Annotated in this window: 17 protein-coding genes and 1 pseudogene; 3 read left to right on the top strand and 15 right to left on the bottom strand. The window is 58.2% G+C overall.

Features of this window, described 5'->3' with window-relative positions; genetic code table 11:
* The 5 genes from ccmE to ccmA all read right to left on the bottom strand — a co-directional run bounded on the left by ccmE (position 1) and on the right by ccmA (position 2,760).
* On the bottom strand, positions 1-456 hold the full coding sequence (gene ccmE, locus M5G20_RS11305) for a cytochrome c maturation protein CcmE (RefSeq protein ID WP_273919190.1): 456 nt from the start codon (positions 454-456) through the stop codon (positions 1-3).
* Positions 453-629, bottom strand: a complete 177-nt coding sequence (gene ccmD, locus M5G20_RS11300; protein ID WP_008055370.1) for a heme exporter protein CcmD — start codon at positions 627-629, stop codon at positions 453-455. The genes ccmE and ccmD overlap by 4 nt, the downstream gene beginning before the upstream one ends.
* A complete protein-coding gene (locus M5G20_RS11295) occupies positions 626-1,381 on the bottom strand; it encodes a heme ABC transporter permease (RefSeq protein WP_212626847.1) in 756 nt (251 codons plus the stop codon). Before M5G20_RS11295 ends, ccmD begins: the two co-directional genes overlap by 4 nt.
* Positions 1,382-1,459: 78 nt before the next feature.
* A complete protein-coding gene (gene ccmB, locus M5G20_RS11290; RefSeq protein ID WP_007980754.1) occupies positions 1,460-2,128 on the bottom strand; it encodes a heme exporter protein CcmB in 669 nt (222 codons plus the stop codon).
* A complete protein-coding gene (ccmA, locus tag M5G20_RS11285) occupies positions 2,125-2,760 on the bottom strand; it encodes a cytochrome c biogenesis heme-transporting ATPase CcmA (protein ID WP_273919189.1) in 636 nt (211 codons plus the stop codon). The genes ccmB and ccmA overlap by 4 nt, the downstream gene beginning before the upstream one ends.
* 198 nt (positions 2,761-2,958) lie before the next feature.
* On the opposite strand from ccmA, the gene fliK reads away from it, so the two are divergent.
* Together fliK and M5G20_RS11275 are read left to right on the top strand one after the other, a co-directional pair.
* Positions 2,959-4,533 (top strand): flagellar hook-length control protein FliK, encoded by a 1,575-nt coding sequence (gene fliK, locus M5G20_RS11280; protein ID WP_273919188.1) that lies wholly within the window; start codon positions 2,959-2,961, stop codon positions 4,531-4,533.
* On the top strand, positions 4,530-4,859 hold the full coding sequence (locus tag M5G20_RS11275; RefSeq protein ID WP_273919187.1) for an EscU/YscU/HrcU family type III secretion system export apparatus switch protein: 330 nt from the start codon (positions 4,530-4,532) through the stop codon (positions 4,857-4,859). Before fliK ends, M5G20_RS11275 begins: the two co-directional genes overlap by 4 nt.
* 44 nt (positions 4,860-4,903) lie before the next feature.
* Here the strand turns inward: M5G20_RS11275 and M5G20_RS11270 are convergent, their stop codons facing one another.
* From M5G20_RS11270 to M5G20_RS11245, 6 genes are read right to left on the bottom strand one after another with little or no spacing between them, the layout of a single operon-like run.
* Positions 4,904-5,968 carry an SEL1-like repeat protein gene (locus tag M5G20_RS11270; protein ID WP_443218300.1) on the bottom strand — a complete coding sequence of 355 codons (1,065 nt, stop codon included), beginning with the start codon at positions 5,966-5,968 and terminating at the stop codon, positions 4,904-4,906.
* Positions 5,969-5,988: 20 nt separating this feature from the next.
* The gene (locus M5G20_RS11265; RefSeq protein ID WP_273919185.1) at positions 5,989-7,017 is read right to left on the bottom strand and encodes an SEL1-like repeat protein; all 1,029 of its coding nucleotides are present in this window, start codon (positions 7,015-7,017) and stop codon (positions 5,989-5,991) included.
* A gap of 3 nt (positions 7,018-7,020) precedes the next feature.
* Positions 7,021-8,982, bottom strand: coding sequence for a phospholipase D-like domain-containing protein (locus M5G20_RS11260; protein ID WP_273919184.1), 1,962 nt, complete (start codon positions 8,980-8,982; stop codon positions 7,021-7,023).
* A 2-nt stretch (positions 8,983-8,984) separates the two neighbouring features.
* Complete coding sequence (locus tag M5G20_RS11255; protein ID WP_273919183.1) at positions 8,985-11,861, bottom strand: type VI secretion system Vgr family protein; 2,877 nt, start codon at positions 11,859-11,861, stop codon at positions 8,985-8,987.
* Positions 11,862-11,896: 35 nt separating this feature from the next.
* Entirely contained in the window at positions 11,897-12,976 is a 1,080-nt protein-coding gene (locus M5G20_RS11250) for a hypothetical protein (protein WP_273919182.1), read from the bottom strand.
* A gap of 9 nt (positions 12,977-12,985) precedes the next feature.
* The gene (locus M5G20_RS11245) at positions 12,986-13,240 is read right to left on the bottom strand and encodes a PAAR domain-containing protein (protein WP_075948943.1); all 255 of its coding nucleotides are present in this window, start codon (positions 13,238-13,240) and stop codon (positions 12,986-12,988) included.
* 318 nt (positions 13,241-13,558) lie between these two features.
* Between M5G20_RS11245 and M5G20_RS11240 the strand changes: the two are divergent.
* Positions 13,559-13,681: pseudogene (locus tag M5G20_RS11240) on the top strand (EscU/YscU/HrcU family type III secretion system export apparatus switch protein); the annotation flags it as partial.
* Between the two features lie 133 nt (positions 13,682-13,814).
* Here M5G20_RS11240 and M5G20_RS11235 read toward each other — a convergent pair.
* Genes M5G20_RS11235 through M5G20_RS11220 form a run of 4 tightly spaced genes read right to left on the bottom strand, consistent with a single transcriptional unit; the run spans position 13,815 to position 16,479 of the window.
* Positions 13,815-14,207: a DUF2802 domain-containing protein gene (locus M5G20_RS11235; RefSeq protein WP_273919181.1), complete on the bottom strand. Its 393-nt coding sequence runs from the start codon at positions 14,205-14,207 to the stop codon at positions 13,815-13,817.
* On the bottom strand, positions 14,208-14,693 hold the full coding sequence (locus M5G20_RS11230; RefSeq protein ID WP_007980742.1) for a chemotaxis protein CheW: 486 nt from the start codon (positions 14,691-14,693) through the stop codon (positions 14,208-14,210). It lies immediately after the preceding gene.
* 41 nt (positions 14,694-14,734) lie between these two features.
* Positions 14,735-15,685: a CheW domain-containing protein gene (locus M5G20_RS11225; RefSeq protein ID WP_273919180.1), complete on the bottom strand. Its 951-nt coding sequence runs from the start codon at positions 15,683-15,685 to the stop codon at positions 14,735-14,737.
* A gap of 5 nt (positions 15,686-15,690) precedes the next feature.
* A complete protein-coding gene (locus M5G20_RS11220) occupies positions 15,691-16,479 on the bottom strand; it encodes a ParA family protein (protein ID WP_056853002.1) in 789 nt (262 codons plus the stop codon).
* Between the last annotated feature and the right edge of the window lie 32 nt (positions 16,480-16,511).

Here is a 16,511-nt window from a genome sequence, read left to right as displayed (position 1 = left end):
TCAACCCTCCTTCGCGGGCGTTGGAGCCGATTGACCGCTGTCTTTCAACGCCTTGGTCACTTCCGGCGGCATGTACTTTTCGTCGTGCTTGGCCAGCACTTCATCGGCCACCACCACGCCATCGGCGTTGAGTTTGCCCAGGGCAACGATGCCCTGCCCTTCGCGGAACAGATCCGGGAGGATGCCACGATAGGTGATGGTCACGGATTTGTTGAAGTCGGTGACGACAAACTTCACGTCCAGCGAGTCGCCGGAACGTTTCAGGGAACCTGCCTCAACCATGCCGCCAGCGCGGATGCGCGTGTCTTGCGGGGCCTCGCCGTTGGCGATCTGGGTCGGTGTGTAAAACAGATTGATGTTCTGCTGCAGGGCGCTCAGGGCCAGGCCGACAGCAGCGCCGACTCCGACCAGAATCGCCAGAATGATGATAAGACGCTTTCTACGCAGCGGATTCACTTGCCGTTCTCCCGGCGCAGACGACGCGCCTCTTGTTGCAGATACCGCTTGCGGGCCAGGATCGGCGCCGCCACGTTGAGGGCCAGCACCGCCAGGCAAATGCCATAGGCCGACCAGACATACAGGCCGTGATGGCCCATGGCGAGGAAATCGCCGAATGACGCAAAACTCATCGAACGACCTCCAGGCTGTTTTCCACTTCGGCTTTCACCCAACTGGCCCGCGCCTCGCGCTTGAGCACTTCGAGGCGCATGCGCAGCAGCAGGACCGCGCCGAAGAAACAATAGAAACCCAGCGCCGTCAGCAGCAATGGCAGCCACATCTCGGCGGGCATTGCCGGTTTTTCGGTGAGGGTGAAGGTCGCGCCCTGGTGCAGGGTGTTCCACCACTCCACCGAGTACTTGATGATCGGGATGTTGATCACGCCGACAATCGCCAGCACCGCGCAAGCCTTGGCCGCGCTGTCACGATTGCTGATGGCGTTGCCGAGCGCAATGAGACCGAAGTACAGGAACAGCAGAATCAGCATCGACGTGAGGCGTGCATCCCAGACCCACCACGAGCCCCAGGTCGGTTTGCCCCAGATCGCCCCGGTGACCAGCGCCACGGCGGTCATCCAGGCGCCGATGGGCGCCGCGCATTGCAGGGCGACGTCGGCCAGTTTCATTTTCCAGACCAGCCCGACAACGCCGCACACGGCCAGCATCACGTAGATGGACTGCGCCAGCATGGCGGCCGGAACGTGAATGTAGATGATGCGAAAGCTGTTGCCTTGCTGGTAGTCCGGCGGCGCGAATGCGAGGCCCCAGACCACGCCAACACCGATCAGCAGCAACGCCGCCACGCTCAGCCATGGCAGCATTTTACCGCTGATGCCGTAAAACCATTTGGGCGAGCCGAGCTTGTGAAACCACGTCCAGTTCATACTGTTTCCATCACGGTTGCTGTTCGTCATTACGAAACAGCCAAGGGTCTTTACTGATCAAATTTTGATCAGACCTCATTATTCGCCGACGCTGATCTTCAGGCCAGCAGCTATTGCAAAAGGTGTAAGCGTTATCGCCAGGGCGGTCAGGCTACCCAGCCACAGCAGATAACCGGTCGCCGGCATGCCTTGCAAGGCTGCCTGCAAGGCGCCACTGCCAAGGATCAACACCGGGATGTACAACGGCAGAATCAGTAACGCCAGCAACAGACCGCCGCGCTTCAAACCCACCGTCAGGGCTGCGCCCACCGCACCGAGCAGGCTCAACACCGGTGTACCCAGCAACAACGAAAGCAGCAACACCGGCAGACAGGCGGCTGGCAAACCGAGCATCAACGCCAGCAAGGGCGCGAGCAAAACCAGCGCCAGGCCGGAAAAGGCCCAGTGTGCCAGCACCTTGGCCAAAACCAGAAGAGCCAGGGGGTGCGGCGAAAGGACCCACTGTTCAAGGGATCCGTCTTCGAAATCACTGCGGAAAAGCCCGTCCAGCGAGAGCAAGACCGATAAAAGCGCTGCCACCCACACCAGTCCCGGGGACAAGGTTTGCAACAATTGAGACTCAGGACCGACCGCCAACGGGAACAGCGAAACCACAATCGCAAAAAATACCAGCGGATTAGCCAGCTCCGCGGGACGGCGGAACAGCAAACGGGCCTCACGGGCGACCAGCAGGCCGAAAACACTCATACGGCCCATTTCCCCAGATCAATGTCGCGATAACCGGTCGGCATCCGGCTCAGCGTGTGGTGAGTGGTCAACACCACCATGCCACCGCGTTCGCAGTGACCCGCCAGGTGTTCTTCCAGTTGCGCCACGCCTTGCTTGTCGAGGGCCGTGAACGGCTCATCGAGAATCCACAGCGGCGGGCTGTCCAGATATAAGCGGGCCAGTGCAACGCGGCGTTGCTGGCCAGCGGACAATGTGTGGCAGGGAACGTCTTCGAAACCGCGCAAACCGACCGCCGCCAGGGCCTGCCAGATAGCCTCCATGGTCGCCGGTTGATGCAGGGCGCAAAGCCAGCTCAGGTTCTCTTCCGGGGTCAGCAGGTCCTTGATGCCAGCGGCGTGGCCGATCCACAGCAGGTTGCGCGCCAGCTCCGTGCGTTGCTCGTTCAAAGGCTGGCCGTTGAGCAACACTTGACCGGCGGTCGGCTGCATCAGGCCGGACAGCAACCGCAACAGGCTGGTCTTGCCACTGCCATTGGGACCGCTGATCTGCACCATTTCGCCACTGGCCAGTCTCAAATCGAGATTTTCAAAAAGCAGCCGAAGGTCTCGCTCACAGGCGAGGGCAACGGTTTGCAGGACAGGACTGGTCAAGGGTTCACGGGCCTTATACGGTTCAAGTCGGCTCTGGCGCGGCCGTTAAAGAGATGCAGAATAAATGTATTGGCGGCCCGGACTAGCGAGCTGCGTCAAATAATTGCAATGTTTCCGGCACTCTGTATACAACTGCGCGGCATTATACATGCCAGCTCCGACTCTAAAGCGTGCATTTTCCCAAGGTTGTGACCGCGTATGACAGGCGAAATGAACATCCTCCCGCTACCGCAGACCACCCCGACCTCTGCGCGCCCGCAGGTAGTAAGCGGCGAGTTGCTCAAGCTGTTGACGCCCATCGAAGGCCTGATCACGGCGGGCCAGACCGCCAAGGCCGAAGTGCTGTCGCTCAAACAGGCGGATCAGACCTTTCAACTGCTGCTCAAGGTCACCCTCGAAAGCGGTCGCCAGACCACGGTCCAGGCCACCAGTAACCAACCGCTGGCCCAGGGCACCCACGTAGCCGTCACCCAGCCATCGGCCGGCAACCTGGCGATCACCGTGCAGCAGGCCATTGCCTCCAGTGTCGCCACCCTCACCCGCCTCGACACCGCGCAATTGCCGGTCGGTACGCTGTTGCAGGGCAAAGTGCTGACTTCCCAGGTGTTGCCGCAAATGCCGGGGCAGCCGACGGTGTTTCGCTCGATGGTCAGCCTGCTCAACACCGCGCTCAGCGGCAGCACTCTCAGCGTCGACAGCCCGCAGCCGCTGCGGATCGGCACTTTGCTCAGTGCGCAAGTGCAGGACACGCAAACACTGAAATTCGTACCGTTGAGCAGTCGTCAGGAGCAATTGGCGGTGACCCAGCAATTGCTCAGCCAGACCAGCCGCCAAGGCTCGCTGGAGGGTTTGCTCAAGCTCCTGCAAAACCTGCCGCCCTCGAACCAGACCTCCAGCGACCTGCGCGCGGCCGTGGATAAACTGCTCGCCGGCCTGCCGGACGTCCACCAACTGAGCACCCCCAAAGGTCTGGCGCTGGCGCTGGCCGGCAGCGGTGCGTTCCTCGAATCGAAACTGCTGACCGGCCAGAACCCTGCGCTGGCCCCCGACATGAAAGGCGACCTGCTGAAGCTGATCGCGCAACTGACCCCAAGCCTGCCGGCCAGTACCAATCTCGGAGCAATCATCGCCGCCAACACGCTGGCCCAGGCGATGCCGAGTTTCGTGCGCAATGCGCTCGGCATGCTCGGCCAGGTCAGTGCCAAGCCGCCACCCACCGGTTTTCCGCTGCCCGAGCGGATGCTGCAAAGCGCAGACGGCGAAGACGACCTCGAGCACTTGCTGCGCCTGGCTGCCGCAGCGGTTTCCCGCCTGCAAAGCCATCAGCTGTCGAGCCTGGAACAAACCGGCGTCACCAGCGACGGTCGCCTGATGAGCACCTGGCAGCTGGAAGTGCCGATGCGCAACCTGCAAGACATCGTGCCATTGCAAATCAAGTTCCAGCGCGAAGACGCGCCGGATAAAGAACAACCCCAGGAACGCCGCGACGAGCGCGAACCGAAACAACCATTGTGGCGGGTCGAACTGGCCTTCGACATGGAGCCGCTGGGACCGATGCAGGTCCAGGCGCAGTTGATCAAGGGCAGCCTGTCCAGTCAGCTGTGGGCCGAACGGCCGTATACCGCCAGCCTGATCGAGAGCAATCTGGCGGCATTGCGCGCGCGCATGCTCGATTGCGGGCTGAACGTCGGCGATCTCGATTGCCATCACGGCAAACCACCCCAAGGCCCACAAACCCGCCTCGAACAACGCTGGGTCGACGAAACCGCATGAAAAACCCCAACACCCCACGGCAGGCCATCGCCCTCAAATACGACGGCATCCACGCCCCGACCCTCACCGCCAAGGGCGACGAAGAGCTGGCGGAAGAAATCCTGCGGATCGCCCGCGACTATGAAGTGCCGATCTACGAAAACGCCGAGCTGGTGAGACTGCTCGCACGCATGGAATTGGGCGACAGCATTCCGGAGGACTTGTACCGGACGATTGCCGAGATCATTGCGTTTGCATGGAATCTCAAAGGCAAGTTTCCGGCAGGCCAGGATCCGGATGCGCCGATGGTCGAGAAGGATGTGACTGAGCGCGGGGATGATTATTGAGGTTCGAATGGCTAGTCGCCATGCGTTGATTCAGATATCAGGCCTTAAAAATCCCCGGCGGTTTTCGGCAGCGGCAAGCCGGTGGCGGGATCCAGTCCCTTTTCGGCGCTGAGTTTTTCGATCAACTCTGCTGATGGAATGATGGGGACAGCGGAGTCACGCTCTCGCTTCCATTGGAAGGTGCCGTCCCACTCCGGGAGGGTTGCGGGTGGGAGTGGGACGATGTCATCCAGGTCGGGGATTTTTGCTCCGAGGTGTTCGTGGCGCGAGAGGAAATCGCTGATTTTATTGTATCGATCGATGCGTTCTTTATCTTGCTCTACAGCCAGGTAGTACAGTTCGTCGGTCACTGGCGGCCCTTCGAATGCACTCGCCAGCCGACTGGCACTGCTGTTATCTCCATTGCGAATCGCTAATTGAAAACCTTGCAAAGCCTCCTGATGACGCCCTGCGTTTTTCAAAGAAATTGAGTATCTTCTTCCCGCTATACCATTACCTTGTTCCATTGCGCATTTATACATCGCCAGCATGGTTTCGGCTGTATTAGGTACATAGGACAGAAGCCTGCCTACGTAATACTGAGCATCCGGGCTCCCCAAGTCGGCTGCTCGACGAAAGTACACTCTGGACGCAGCAACATCCTGTTTGACGCCATAACCCAACTCCAGATAATGCCCCATATTGTAAAACGCACCAGGGATACCTATGGAGATAAAATATTCGGCCAAATCGATGACATCTTTACTGGCATCAGGAGAGCCTGCTTGTCCGGTCGACAGCAGGAACTGCAGATTAGTCGCGGCCTTATAGTGATCGTGTGCAGCCGCGACACGATAATAGCGGGCGATCGCATCGTAATCCTTCTGCCCCTTACGTTTCTCCAAGTAAAGTCCATACCGATAGAAGGTGTCCGCATCCGGGTTCAATATAGGCAACGAATCGCGCTCATATACGCACTTAAATTCCAACCTACTGTAGGCAACGTCCGCCGACGCAACTTCAGACATCTGCTCGTCTTTTTTTGAACAGGCCATGACCGTCAAGAGACTGAACAATGTCAGAAGTAGCCTGATTGCCCTCACCCAAATCCTTATTAGATTTTCCGGCATATTTTCATCCGGCGGTGAATTCATGTGTTCTCGGTGTTTTTTGGCAGCGGCAAGCCGGTGGCGGGATCCAGTCCCTTTTCGGCACTGAGTTTTTCGATCAACTCTGCTGATGGAATGATGGGGACAGCGGAGTCACGCTCTCGCTTCCATTGGAATGTGCCGTCCCACTCGGGGAGGGTTGCGGGTGGGAGTGGGACGATGTCATCCAGGTCGGGGATTTTTGCCCCGAGGTGTTCGTGACGCGAGAGGAAATCGCTGATTTTATTGTATCGATCGACGCGTTCGTCATCTTGCTGTAAAGCCAAATAATGTAGCTCATTAGAAACAGGTGGTCCTTTGAATGCATTAGCGAGACTGTATGCACTAAGATCGTCGCCATTTCGGGTAGCAACCTGATAGCCGTGAAGTGCCTGTTGATAATTCCCGGTGACTTTCAAGTAGCTTGAGTAATTTCTAGCCGCCAATCGATTACCTTGTTCCATCGCACACTTGTACATTGCCAACATAATTCCGGCCGTATTGGGCACAGAGGACAAAAGCCTACCAATATAATACTGAGCACCCGGATTCCCCAGGTCGGCCGCCCGCCGAAAGTAGACCCTAGAGGTCGCAACATCCTGTTTGACGCCATAACCCAACTCCAGGTAATGCGCCATATCGTAATAAGCCCCAGGAATTCCTTGAGCAATGTAATACTCGGCCAGATCAATGACCTCTTTACTGGCATCAGGGGAGCGTGCTTGTCCGATAGAAAGCAGGAATTGCAAATTGGTCGCGGCCTTATAGTGATCGTGAGCTGCCGCTATACGGTAATAACGGGCAATCTTGTCGTAATCCTTCTGCCCCGTACGCTTCTCCAAGAAAAGACTGTACCGATATAGCATGTCCGCATCCTGATTCAACGGCGGTAAAAAATCACGCTCATATACGCACTTAAACTCCAACCTACTGTAGGCAAAATCGATCTGCGAGGTATCGGGCATGCTTTCTTCCTTTTTTGAACAAGCCAACATTAAAAAACACAACAACAAAATGGCTATGTTTCTCATAACTTAGTCCCAATTCTTCTGAACAGGACTCTCTTGCAGAAACTCAACCAATGATGCAACCGGCGGCTTCGAAATAACCACAGTTTCTCTTTGTAGCGGCGGCACTCTTCGGGAGTTGTTTTCTACGAGAATCTCCTTCCATTTTTTGAACGTTTCAGCCATGTGAGCCCCGATCATTTCGTCTCCCGTATGCACCCCAAACAAATGCTCCCTTAACGGCCTGGTCACCGCAGGATCCTCAATGCAAATATTCAACTCACTGTCCACCTGCATACTGCGCGTGTTGATGTTCGCGGAACCCAATGTAGTAAACACATCGTCGACGATCATCAACTTGCTGTGCACATACACATCCATCCAGTTATCGGGTGGGGAATCGGGGGCTACCAAGGTACAAATGTGGACTTTCAGGCCGGGGATTTCTGAGGGGGAGATCACGGCCTGAAGCTTCTCTGGCAGTTCTTTTTCAAGCTGCGCGACCTTGGCGCGAGCTCGCTGATGATTTTCTTTCAACATCTCGTAGTACTGAGCCGCCGGTTCGTCATGGCCGGTGTCGTATTTCTCTTTGAAAAGGCGGGCATTCACCGCAGCCACGCGTTCGGTTTGTTTGGCCTGGGCGATGTCGGCCAGCAATTCGTCATGCCGTTCAGCCCTGGCGATGCCCGGCATCAGTTCCGGGCGGCCCAACTGTTTCAGCATGCGAAATGTATTGACCGAGCCATCACCGATGGCCTCGCTGTTGGAGTTCGTCACAACGAACAGATACACCGGCCCGTCCTTTTCGAGATCGCGCCCCCAGTCCAAAAGATTTTTCACGACGCTTTTGATTTTTTCAGCCAGCGGCGGCCAGCGGAAATACTGGTTCTCGATGTAGATGAATTGAGTCGTGTTGTTGACGGCCTGCAGGTAGAGCTTCTCGATGTCTCTCTTGTTGTCCTGACTCTGGGTTCTGAGTACCTGCGCCATGACCGGTGTGCCATGCCCGGGACGCAGGCGCAGTTGCCGGGCGATGTGTCGACGAGGCCCCAGCAGGTCAATGCGCGTTTCTTTTTTCCAGGCAGTACAAAAATTGTGATTCAGAAATTCCAGCATCGGGCCGGACACACGGCTGGAAATGTCCTGCCTGGGCGTCTCGCCGTTGCGCCCGAATTGCGGATGATGCCGTTCATGGCTGTGATGATCGTCGTCCCAATAGGCATCCAGCGTGTTGTGCCCCATCACGAACCCGACGGCATCCTCCGGTTTTTCGTAATCCACCAGCACCATCTTCTGGTGATGGCTCGGCTCGGCAAACATCGCCACCGAACTCATGACTTTGTTGGTCATGTCGCGATTTTCATCCAGGGCATTCACCGCCAGGCGCCAGGCAATTTCTGCCCGGTCCAGCAAGCCAAAGTCGCGCGTGACGAATTCGATATTCTTGATGCCCAGGCCGGGATCGTTCCCCCACCTCAGCATGCGAAAGAAGCGTTGTCCCAGTTCGATCGGCCCGGTTTCAGCGCCGGTATAAGCGAGCCGGATCTGGCGATACCACAACTTGTCATACTCGACTTGCGCGTCGTTTCGGTTTTGCCTGAACTTGCCAAACCAATTGGAAACGTTGTCACCCGGGGTTGAGTTTTCCGAAGTCTGGGCGACACGCAACGTGTCGTACCAGCACAGGATCCGCACCTGAACGCCTTCGTTGGCTTTCTGGATCAGCAGATCACCAATGCACAGCGAGCGGGTATCGCCCCGTTTGAAATACATCGAAGGCTGAAAGCCCCAGCAGATGATTTCCACGCTGCTTTTAGCGGCGAGGATGGCGTCATAGACCGCGCCGAATGCACGCTCGCCATTCACCAGAGGTTCGAATGTCGCGGGCACCGGATGGTATTCGGTGTTCTGCACGAACCACGGCAGGTTGAGCTGGCATGACATGGTTTTACTGGTGGCGATCGGGACAGTGATCGTGGGGATGGTCATCTTCAAGCCTCCGGCTTCGGCGAGTTCAGTTGGGTATAGGCATGGCGGAACTGACTGGCGTCGTCCGGGGGCGTGATCTCGGGATGTGTCTGGCTCGAATGGCGTTGAAAACCCTGATTCGCCCGTTCGGCGTTGTCCGGATCATTCGTGTAGTCGCCGGCCACCGGCACTTCGTACTTGACCCCGTTAGCCAGCTCGATGCGGTAACGGCCGGTGGTGACATGATGATCAACGGCGATTTGGCCGCTGGCATCCATGACGCCGTTCCCCGCCGGTGCGCCATCGGCGAACACCTTGTAAGGCATGCCTGCCCAAGGCTGAAAACCTGCGACACTGCTTTGACCCGCCATCAATGCGAGCGATTGCCTGAGCGAGGCCGTGGGCCACGCCGGGCTGTCGCGATTGAGTTGCGCCGGGCCGCTGAAGGTTTTTTTCACGCCCTTGACGTCCACGCTGCCGGGCGCATGGATTTCGATGTTGCCCTCCTTGATACGGATGTAGGCACCACCGCTGGTGAGAAGGATTTCATCCTGCGCGGCGATCTCGACGCTACGGGCCGTGGACGTAATGCGCACGCAGTCCTGGGCGGTGAGCTCGATGGATTCGCTCTGCGCCTGTATTTCGATTTTTCCTTTGGCCGCAAACAGTTTGGCGCCCGCGGCCTGGGCGAACAGGCTGATGCTGTGTGCCACGCTGGCCAGTAACGATTGACCACTGGCGAGGTTGATGTCTTCGCCGGTCGAGAGCGTCAACTGCTTGCCGCTGTGCAGGTGGGTATTTTGGGGTGTCGCTGTGACGATGTCGGCAGGGGCCGAGGCGATCAACAGCGGCTTGTGGTAGCCAGACGTCTGGCCCCGCCCGCCGCTACTGATTGCCGCAGCCGTGTCGCCGCCATTGCGCAGTTGCCGGTCGTTGCTCGCCAGGCCCCTGTCTGCGCTGCCGTAGCGCATTTGCGTGTCAGCGTTCAGTTGATCAAGGCTGTCGATGCCTCCCGGCATCGGCAAGGCATTGTGTTGCTGAGCCAAGCCGGAGAGTGCCTTGACCCGCTCTTGTGCGTCAGTCAGTTGCTTGCGGACTTCCTGAATATCAAGCTGGCCGCCCTGAGCGTTGTTGCGCGGCCATGTGCTGAGATACAACCCCTGTTGTGCACGCAAGGCCCCGTAGGCATCCGTGCGCAACTCAAAACCGCTGCCACGCAAGGCGCCACGCTGATTACCTTGCTGATCGATCAGGTAACCAAGGTTCAGCTGGCTGTGCCCATGACTGCTGTGAATCTGGGTCCGAACCTGTTCGGTGGAGTCGTCCATCACCCACTGGTTGTACCCACGCCCCTGGATTTCCTGGCTTCTATAGCCGCTCATCAAACCACTGGAGTGCCAGGCGGGCTTATGTCCTCCGTAGACCTGGCCCATCACCAAGGGTCGGTCGATGTCATTGTCGAGAAAGGTGATCACGACCTCCTCCCCCGAGCGAGGTACGTTCACACTGCCCCAGCCCTCACCACTGCTGGCCTGCATCATGCGCAACCAGCATGAGCCCAGCTCGCCATCCTTGACCAGCCGGTCCCAATGGAAGCGCACGCAAATCCGGTTAAGGCTGTCGGTAAAGACTTCGCGACCGCTCGGGGTCACGACGACGGCCGTCTGCGGGCCGGGATTGGCAGGTTTCGCATGATCGAACGGGCTGCGATAGGCCACGTCCAGACGCTGGGCCTCAAACCGGTTCAGGTAAAAACCTTCGCTATCCAGGGAAAGCGGTGTCCGCACGTCCTCAGGTTCGAAAGGAGATTTCAGGCTACCGGGCGGCCGGGGTCGATTTTTGCCTATTGGCAGGTTGCTTTGGGCATAGAACTCGACGGCGATGATCAGGAACTGGCAGTCCTTACCGGTCTTGTATGCGTACAACGGGTGTTGGGTCAGCTTGAAGCCTCGGCCCGGTTGCATATGTCGCACGCCACCTTGTCCATGGATGCGCCTGGCCGCTGATTCGTCCTGCTCAATCTGCACCCGGCCGAGCCAGTTGCCTCGATCATGACTCTGCCAGGCGTATTGCCCCCGATATTGATATCGCTGGAGATCGGGCGGCGCCGATGCCGCAGACAGAGCGCGTACTTGCGTGAACTGTGCTCGGGCATGAGAGAAATAGTCGTTGCTGCTGGATTGCACCACTCCATTGAGCAACCGGGCACCGGGGCTCCACTGAGTGACGCTGTCCAGCCGGTCTGCTGCGTGTTGCGTATGGAACCGCAGGGTCGCAGGGTCAAGCGTCGGCAGGTGCAAGTTATTATCGGTAAATACGATGCAGTGCCTGTCCACCTCATGTTCCACATACCAGAACAAACCTTCTTGCTCGCACCAGCGTTGCACGAAATTGGCATCGCTTTCGTTGAACTGGGTGACATAGGACAGCAGCGGATATTCCTGTGACAGCTCGAAGCGATAAGCATCACGCGCCTGGCTGTAGTGCTGGAACACCTGAGCGAAAATGTCGGGAAGGCTCACTTCCTGCCAGATCCTGCAATCCATCCGATGCTCCAGCAGACTGAACCAGGGAGCAAAGACCAGTTGCCAATCCTCGAAAGCGCCGTCGCTGCCAAGGTAACGCACGCTTTCTATCCAGCCATGCCGGGGACTCAGACTGCCGTCATCCAGCTTGATGCTCAATTGCACCGCTTGACCGATGAGTTGCTCCGGATCGAATGCCGTGGATTGGTTGATCACGTCGACCGTGTAACGAGGCACACGCCCCAATCGTTCCTGAGCATGGGCACGCAGCGCATACAGTTGTTGCCCCTGCGGCGTCGTGATGTGCAACAGGCGTCCGGCCTGGCTCAGCGACGAATCAACCGAAGCCAGTGCGATGTCAGTAATGGAATTCACTCTTGAAACTCCCTGTTTCAACTGTCCTTGAAGTTTCAGCCAATCAGCCAACCTTGCGGCTGGTTGAGCTGAGTACGATCCAGCAACCAGACAACGCAATCAGCGTCCGCACTGGCGATAAGTCCGGCGAAGCCTATTTGCACCCATTGCTGTGTCACAGTCCCAAACCGGGCGCGAATCGGGTTGATGCAAGTCGGCTGATTGAGATCCAAACGAGGCAAGCAATCCCCGGCGTATTGACGCAACTGGCCGATGCCTTGGCGATCAAGCGCACTCTCACCGATCAGCACGTTTACCCGCGTCGGATCGATGCCCGTTCGCTCACCCAGTTTCAGCATCATTTGTTCAAATGCCTGAGTGTCGTTGCATGCCCGGGAGCTGGGCGAGCCGTGATCCAGACTGATCGGCGCGAACAGTGTTGGGCAGTCCACGGTCGTTCGTTCCAGCTGCTGCGGCTGACGACGCAACAACACCGCGCAAACCGCTTCGCCCGCCACCTCATCTGCCGCACAGGCTGTTACTCGTTCTTCACAGGCCCAGGAATCGACGCTCAGGCACAGGAGAAATTGTGCGGCGGCCCGGCTTCCAGGCAACGCTGCCAGCCACTGCGCTGGCGCTTGCATCTGTAGGTCAAAACCACGCATGGGCGACAGTTCAGGCGGCCAGAGGTACACAACTCGATCAAACCAATCGAGGGCACTCACTGCATCAGGAACAAACAACACGACCTGGGTGTTGGACCAGTCGATAGACGCCCGCAAGGCTGTTGACCATTGATTCAAAGCTGCGTGGAGAAGCTCGCTGCAGCGATTGAAAGCCCCGACTTCCGGTCTACCCGCAGCGGGGGTCGCCAAACGGCTGATGGGTTGACGCAGGCCGCACGCATTGATCAGGCGTGAATCGTGAGTGAAGCCGCCAAACATGCCAGACAGCTCACTGGCGGGTAACGGTGAATCAAATACCCCACAGGGCAACCAGATCCAGGCCCGGACCATGCTGGCGCAGGAGGCGTTGAAATCGACCGTGGGAAACACAGCCTCAAACTGGCGCTGTCTGTTCTCCTGGGCCAATCGCCGCTCGGAGATGCGATCGTAAATACTTGTGCGGGTTGTCATCTCTAGTCCTTAGAGAACACCGGTGTCGTTCTGCGTAGCAACCAGCGTCGCACCACAGGCGGTTGAATCCCCTTCGCGAGCGACCGCTCTGTCGTCGACCTGCAGGGTTTCGTCGCCACTGACAATGGTGCATTCACCATGGGCACAGGAAACGCGATCGCCGAGCCTCGCCACGGCAAGATCATTGATGAAAGTCGAGGGAGAACCCTCAAGCACTTGTCCTCCTTCAGAGGTCGGGTCGTTGATCACAATGATGGGGCGCAAGAAGGACGTCCGTGTTTGAAGCTGGGCGGCCAGGAGACGCGCCAGGATTGAATGAAGTCATGGCAGATCGAGAGTTCCCGGATCGATTCCACCCACGCCATCGCATCAGCTCAAAACAGTTAGCCATTGCGACCGCCGAACGTTACTGATGGCCGTAAAGTGTCACAAGTCGGCCCATTCCTTGATTCATGTAGCCCACGTCCTAGGACGTGTAGCCTGCGTCCTAGGACCGAGTCTGGATGAGGGTTTGGCGTGAGGCGTCACTAAAACGCCGAGAATCAGAAAACGGCAAACGAGGCGGGTTTTGTGATGAATCGCTACTTGACGATTGACGAGATCATCGCGTTTGCGTGGAATCTCAAAGGCAAGTTTCCGGCAGGCCAGGATCCGGATGCGCCGATGGTCGAGAAGGATGTGACCGAACGCGGGGATGATTACTGAGGTTTCAAAGGCCTCATCGCGAACAGGCTCGCTCCCGCAATGGATCTTCAGTGGACACGAATATTGTGTCCATCCACGAATCCCTGCGGGAGCGAGCCTGCTCGCGAAAGCGATTTCAGCCAGTACGCCAAAATCAGTTCTTGTGAAGCTTGCTCATCAACTCCGCCTCAGCCTGGGTCAAGCCGCAGGACTGGGTCAGTTCGTCGATGCTCGCGCCCATCCCGACCAGTCGCGCCGCCTGGGCGAACGACAGGCTGGTGGGATCGCGTTGTTCCAGCTGGACCAGTTTGTCCGGCAATGGCGCGACGATCGCGCGTAGCTCATGCAGGTCTTCACCCATGCGCACGTTGCCATTCTGATAGTCGTCAACACGCTTGCCCAGGTCCTTGATGCGCTGATCGCGCAGCACGTCAGCTTGGGCCTGTTGTGCGGCGATCTGCTTCTGAGCGCGAATGTACGCCAGGAACATTGCCAGCGTGCCTGCCCAAAACAGGAACAGGACAATGACCGCAACCTCAAGAATCAATCAGATACTCTCCAGTTCCGACCATTCTTCTTCGCTCATCATCTTGTCCAGTTCGACCAGGATCAGCAGTTCGTTGTTCTTGTTGCACACGCCTTGAATGAACTTGGCGGATTCTTCGTTACCGACGTTCGGCGCGGTTTCGATTTCCGACTGACGCAGGTAAACCACTTCGGCCACGCTGTCGACCATGATCCCGACGACTTGCTTGTCGGCTTCGATGATGACGATACGGGTGTTGTCGCTGATCTCGGCATTCATCAGGCCGAAGCGCTGGCGGGTGTCGATCACGGTGACCACGTTACCGCGCAGGTTGATGATGCCCAGCACGTAGCTCGGGGCACCCGGGACCGGGGCGATTTCGGTGTAGCGCAGGACTTCCTGAACGCGCATCACGTTGATGCCGTAGGTCTCGTTATCCAGCTTGAAGGTGACCCATTGCAGGATCGGATCTTCGGAACCTTTTGCCGCCGTTGCCTTGTCATTCATACCCTGACCCCTCAAGAAACCGCCCTAGCGGTGTTGTTCTGTTATGTAGTTTTGTGGGTCGGCTTGCTGCCGCCCATGTGCTTTGCCCCACCGCTGGCAATCAACTCGGCCAGCGCGGAAACGTCGAGCAACGCACACATGTGTTCAATCACCGTGCCCGCCAGCCATGGCCGTTGACCACGGTGACTGCGCCACTTGATTTCGTTCGGATCCAGACGCAACGAGCGGCTGACCTGATGCACCGCCAGCCCCCATTCATAGCCCTGGACGGAAATGACGTATTGCAGGCCCTGCTTGAAATCGTCGCGATAACGGTCGGGCATGACCCACCGTGCGGTATCCAGCACTTTCAGGTTGCCGGCCTGGCTCGGCAGAATGCCGAGGAACCACTCCGGTTGACCGAACAACGGCGTCAACTCGTGTCCGGCCAAAGAATAAATCGAGCCCAGGCATACCAGCGGCACCGCCAGGGTCAACCCGGCAACATCAAACAACAGGCACTCGAACGGCTCGGCAGCCCAGTACGGACGACCGTCGGTTTCCACCGGGGGCGGTGTGATGGCGGGCGGCAGATGAACTTCGACCACCGGCGCAACCAGGGCTTGCCGGACTTCGACGACTGTTGGCTCCGGCGCCTGCAGCACTTGGGCAACAGGCGTGACCAGTGTTTGCAGCAATGGCGCGATGGTCGAGACCGGCGACAGGATCGGTGCAGGCGCTTCGATCACGGCAACAGCCGGACGCGCCGGCATGTCCACCAGTGCAGCGGCTCTGGCGACAGGCTCGGCAGCAAGCCTGGCCTGCTCGGCATCACGGGCCTGTTCTTCAAGTACCGCAGCCTGGAACTCATCGATTACCGCTTCGGCTTGGGCCACCTCAGGCAACGCTTCAACAGGCGGCAACAGTTCCTCGGTCACCTCTTGAAGAAGGTTGTCCAGATACGACTGCAACGCCAGTTGCGGGCGAGATGTGAGCTTCAGTGGCCGGTTCATGGACATCAAGCCACCTGCGGAACAAGTTGTGCCGCCAGCAAATGCTTGAGCAGCGCGCGGTAAGCGAGGACACCACGACTCTTGCCGTCGAATTGCGACGGCGTCAGCCCGGCCCGGCTGGCATCGCGCAGGCGGGTGTCCACCGGGATGTAGCCTTGCCAGATCTCTTCCGGAAACTTGTCACGCAGCACACGCAGCGTGCCGAGTGAGGCTTGCGTGCGACGGTCGAACAAGGTCGGCACGATAGTGAATGGCAATGCCTGTTTGCGGGAACGGTTGATCATCGCCAACGTGTTGACCATGCGCTCCAGGCCTTTGACCGCCAGGTGTTCGGTCTGCACCGGAATAACCAGTTGCTGGCTCGCCGCCAAGGCATTGACCATCAGCACGCCCAGCAGCGGCGGGCTGTCGATCACGGCGTAATCGAAGTCTTGCCACAACTGCGCCAGGCTCTTGGCAATCACCAGCCCCAGGCCGCTCTGCCCCGGCGACTGGCGCTCAAGGGTCGCCAGCGCCGTACTCGAAGGCAACAGGGAAATGCGTGGGTCGCTGGTGGACAGCAACAGCTGGCCGGGCAAACCCTGGGGAACGTTGCCCTTGTGCAGGAACAGGTCGTAGTTGCTGTGCTCGAGGCTATCGGGGTCGTAACCGAAATAGCTGGTCATCGAGCCATGGGGGTCCAGGTCGACCACGACCACGCGCTTGCCCGCCTCTGCCAGCAAACCGGCTAAAGCGATGGAGGAAGTGGTTTTACCGACACCACCCTTTTGATTGGCGACTGCCCAGACTCTCATACGGATTGTTCCACCCGGGCGGTGTCGACCGG

It is taken from the genome of Pseudomonas sp. TNT2022 ID1044 (genome assembly GCF_028656895.1).
Taxonomy (GTDB): domain Bacteria; phylum Pseudomonadota; class Gammaproteobacteria; order Pseudomonadales; family Pseudomonadaceae; genus Aquipseudomonas; species Aquipseudomonas reinekei.
The sequence above is the reverse complement of the archived record's forward strand: the minus strand, read 5'-3'. Positions and strand labels throughout refer to the sequence as shown.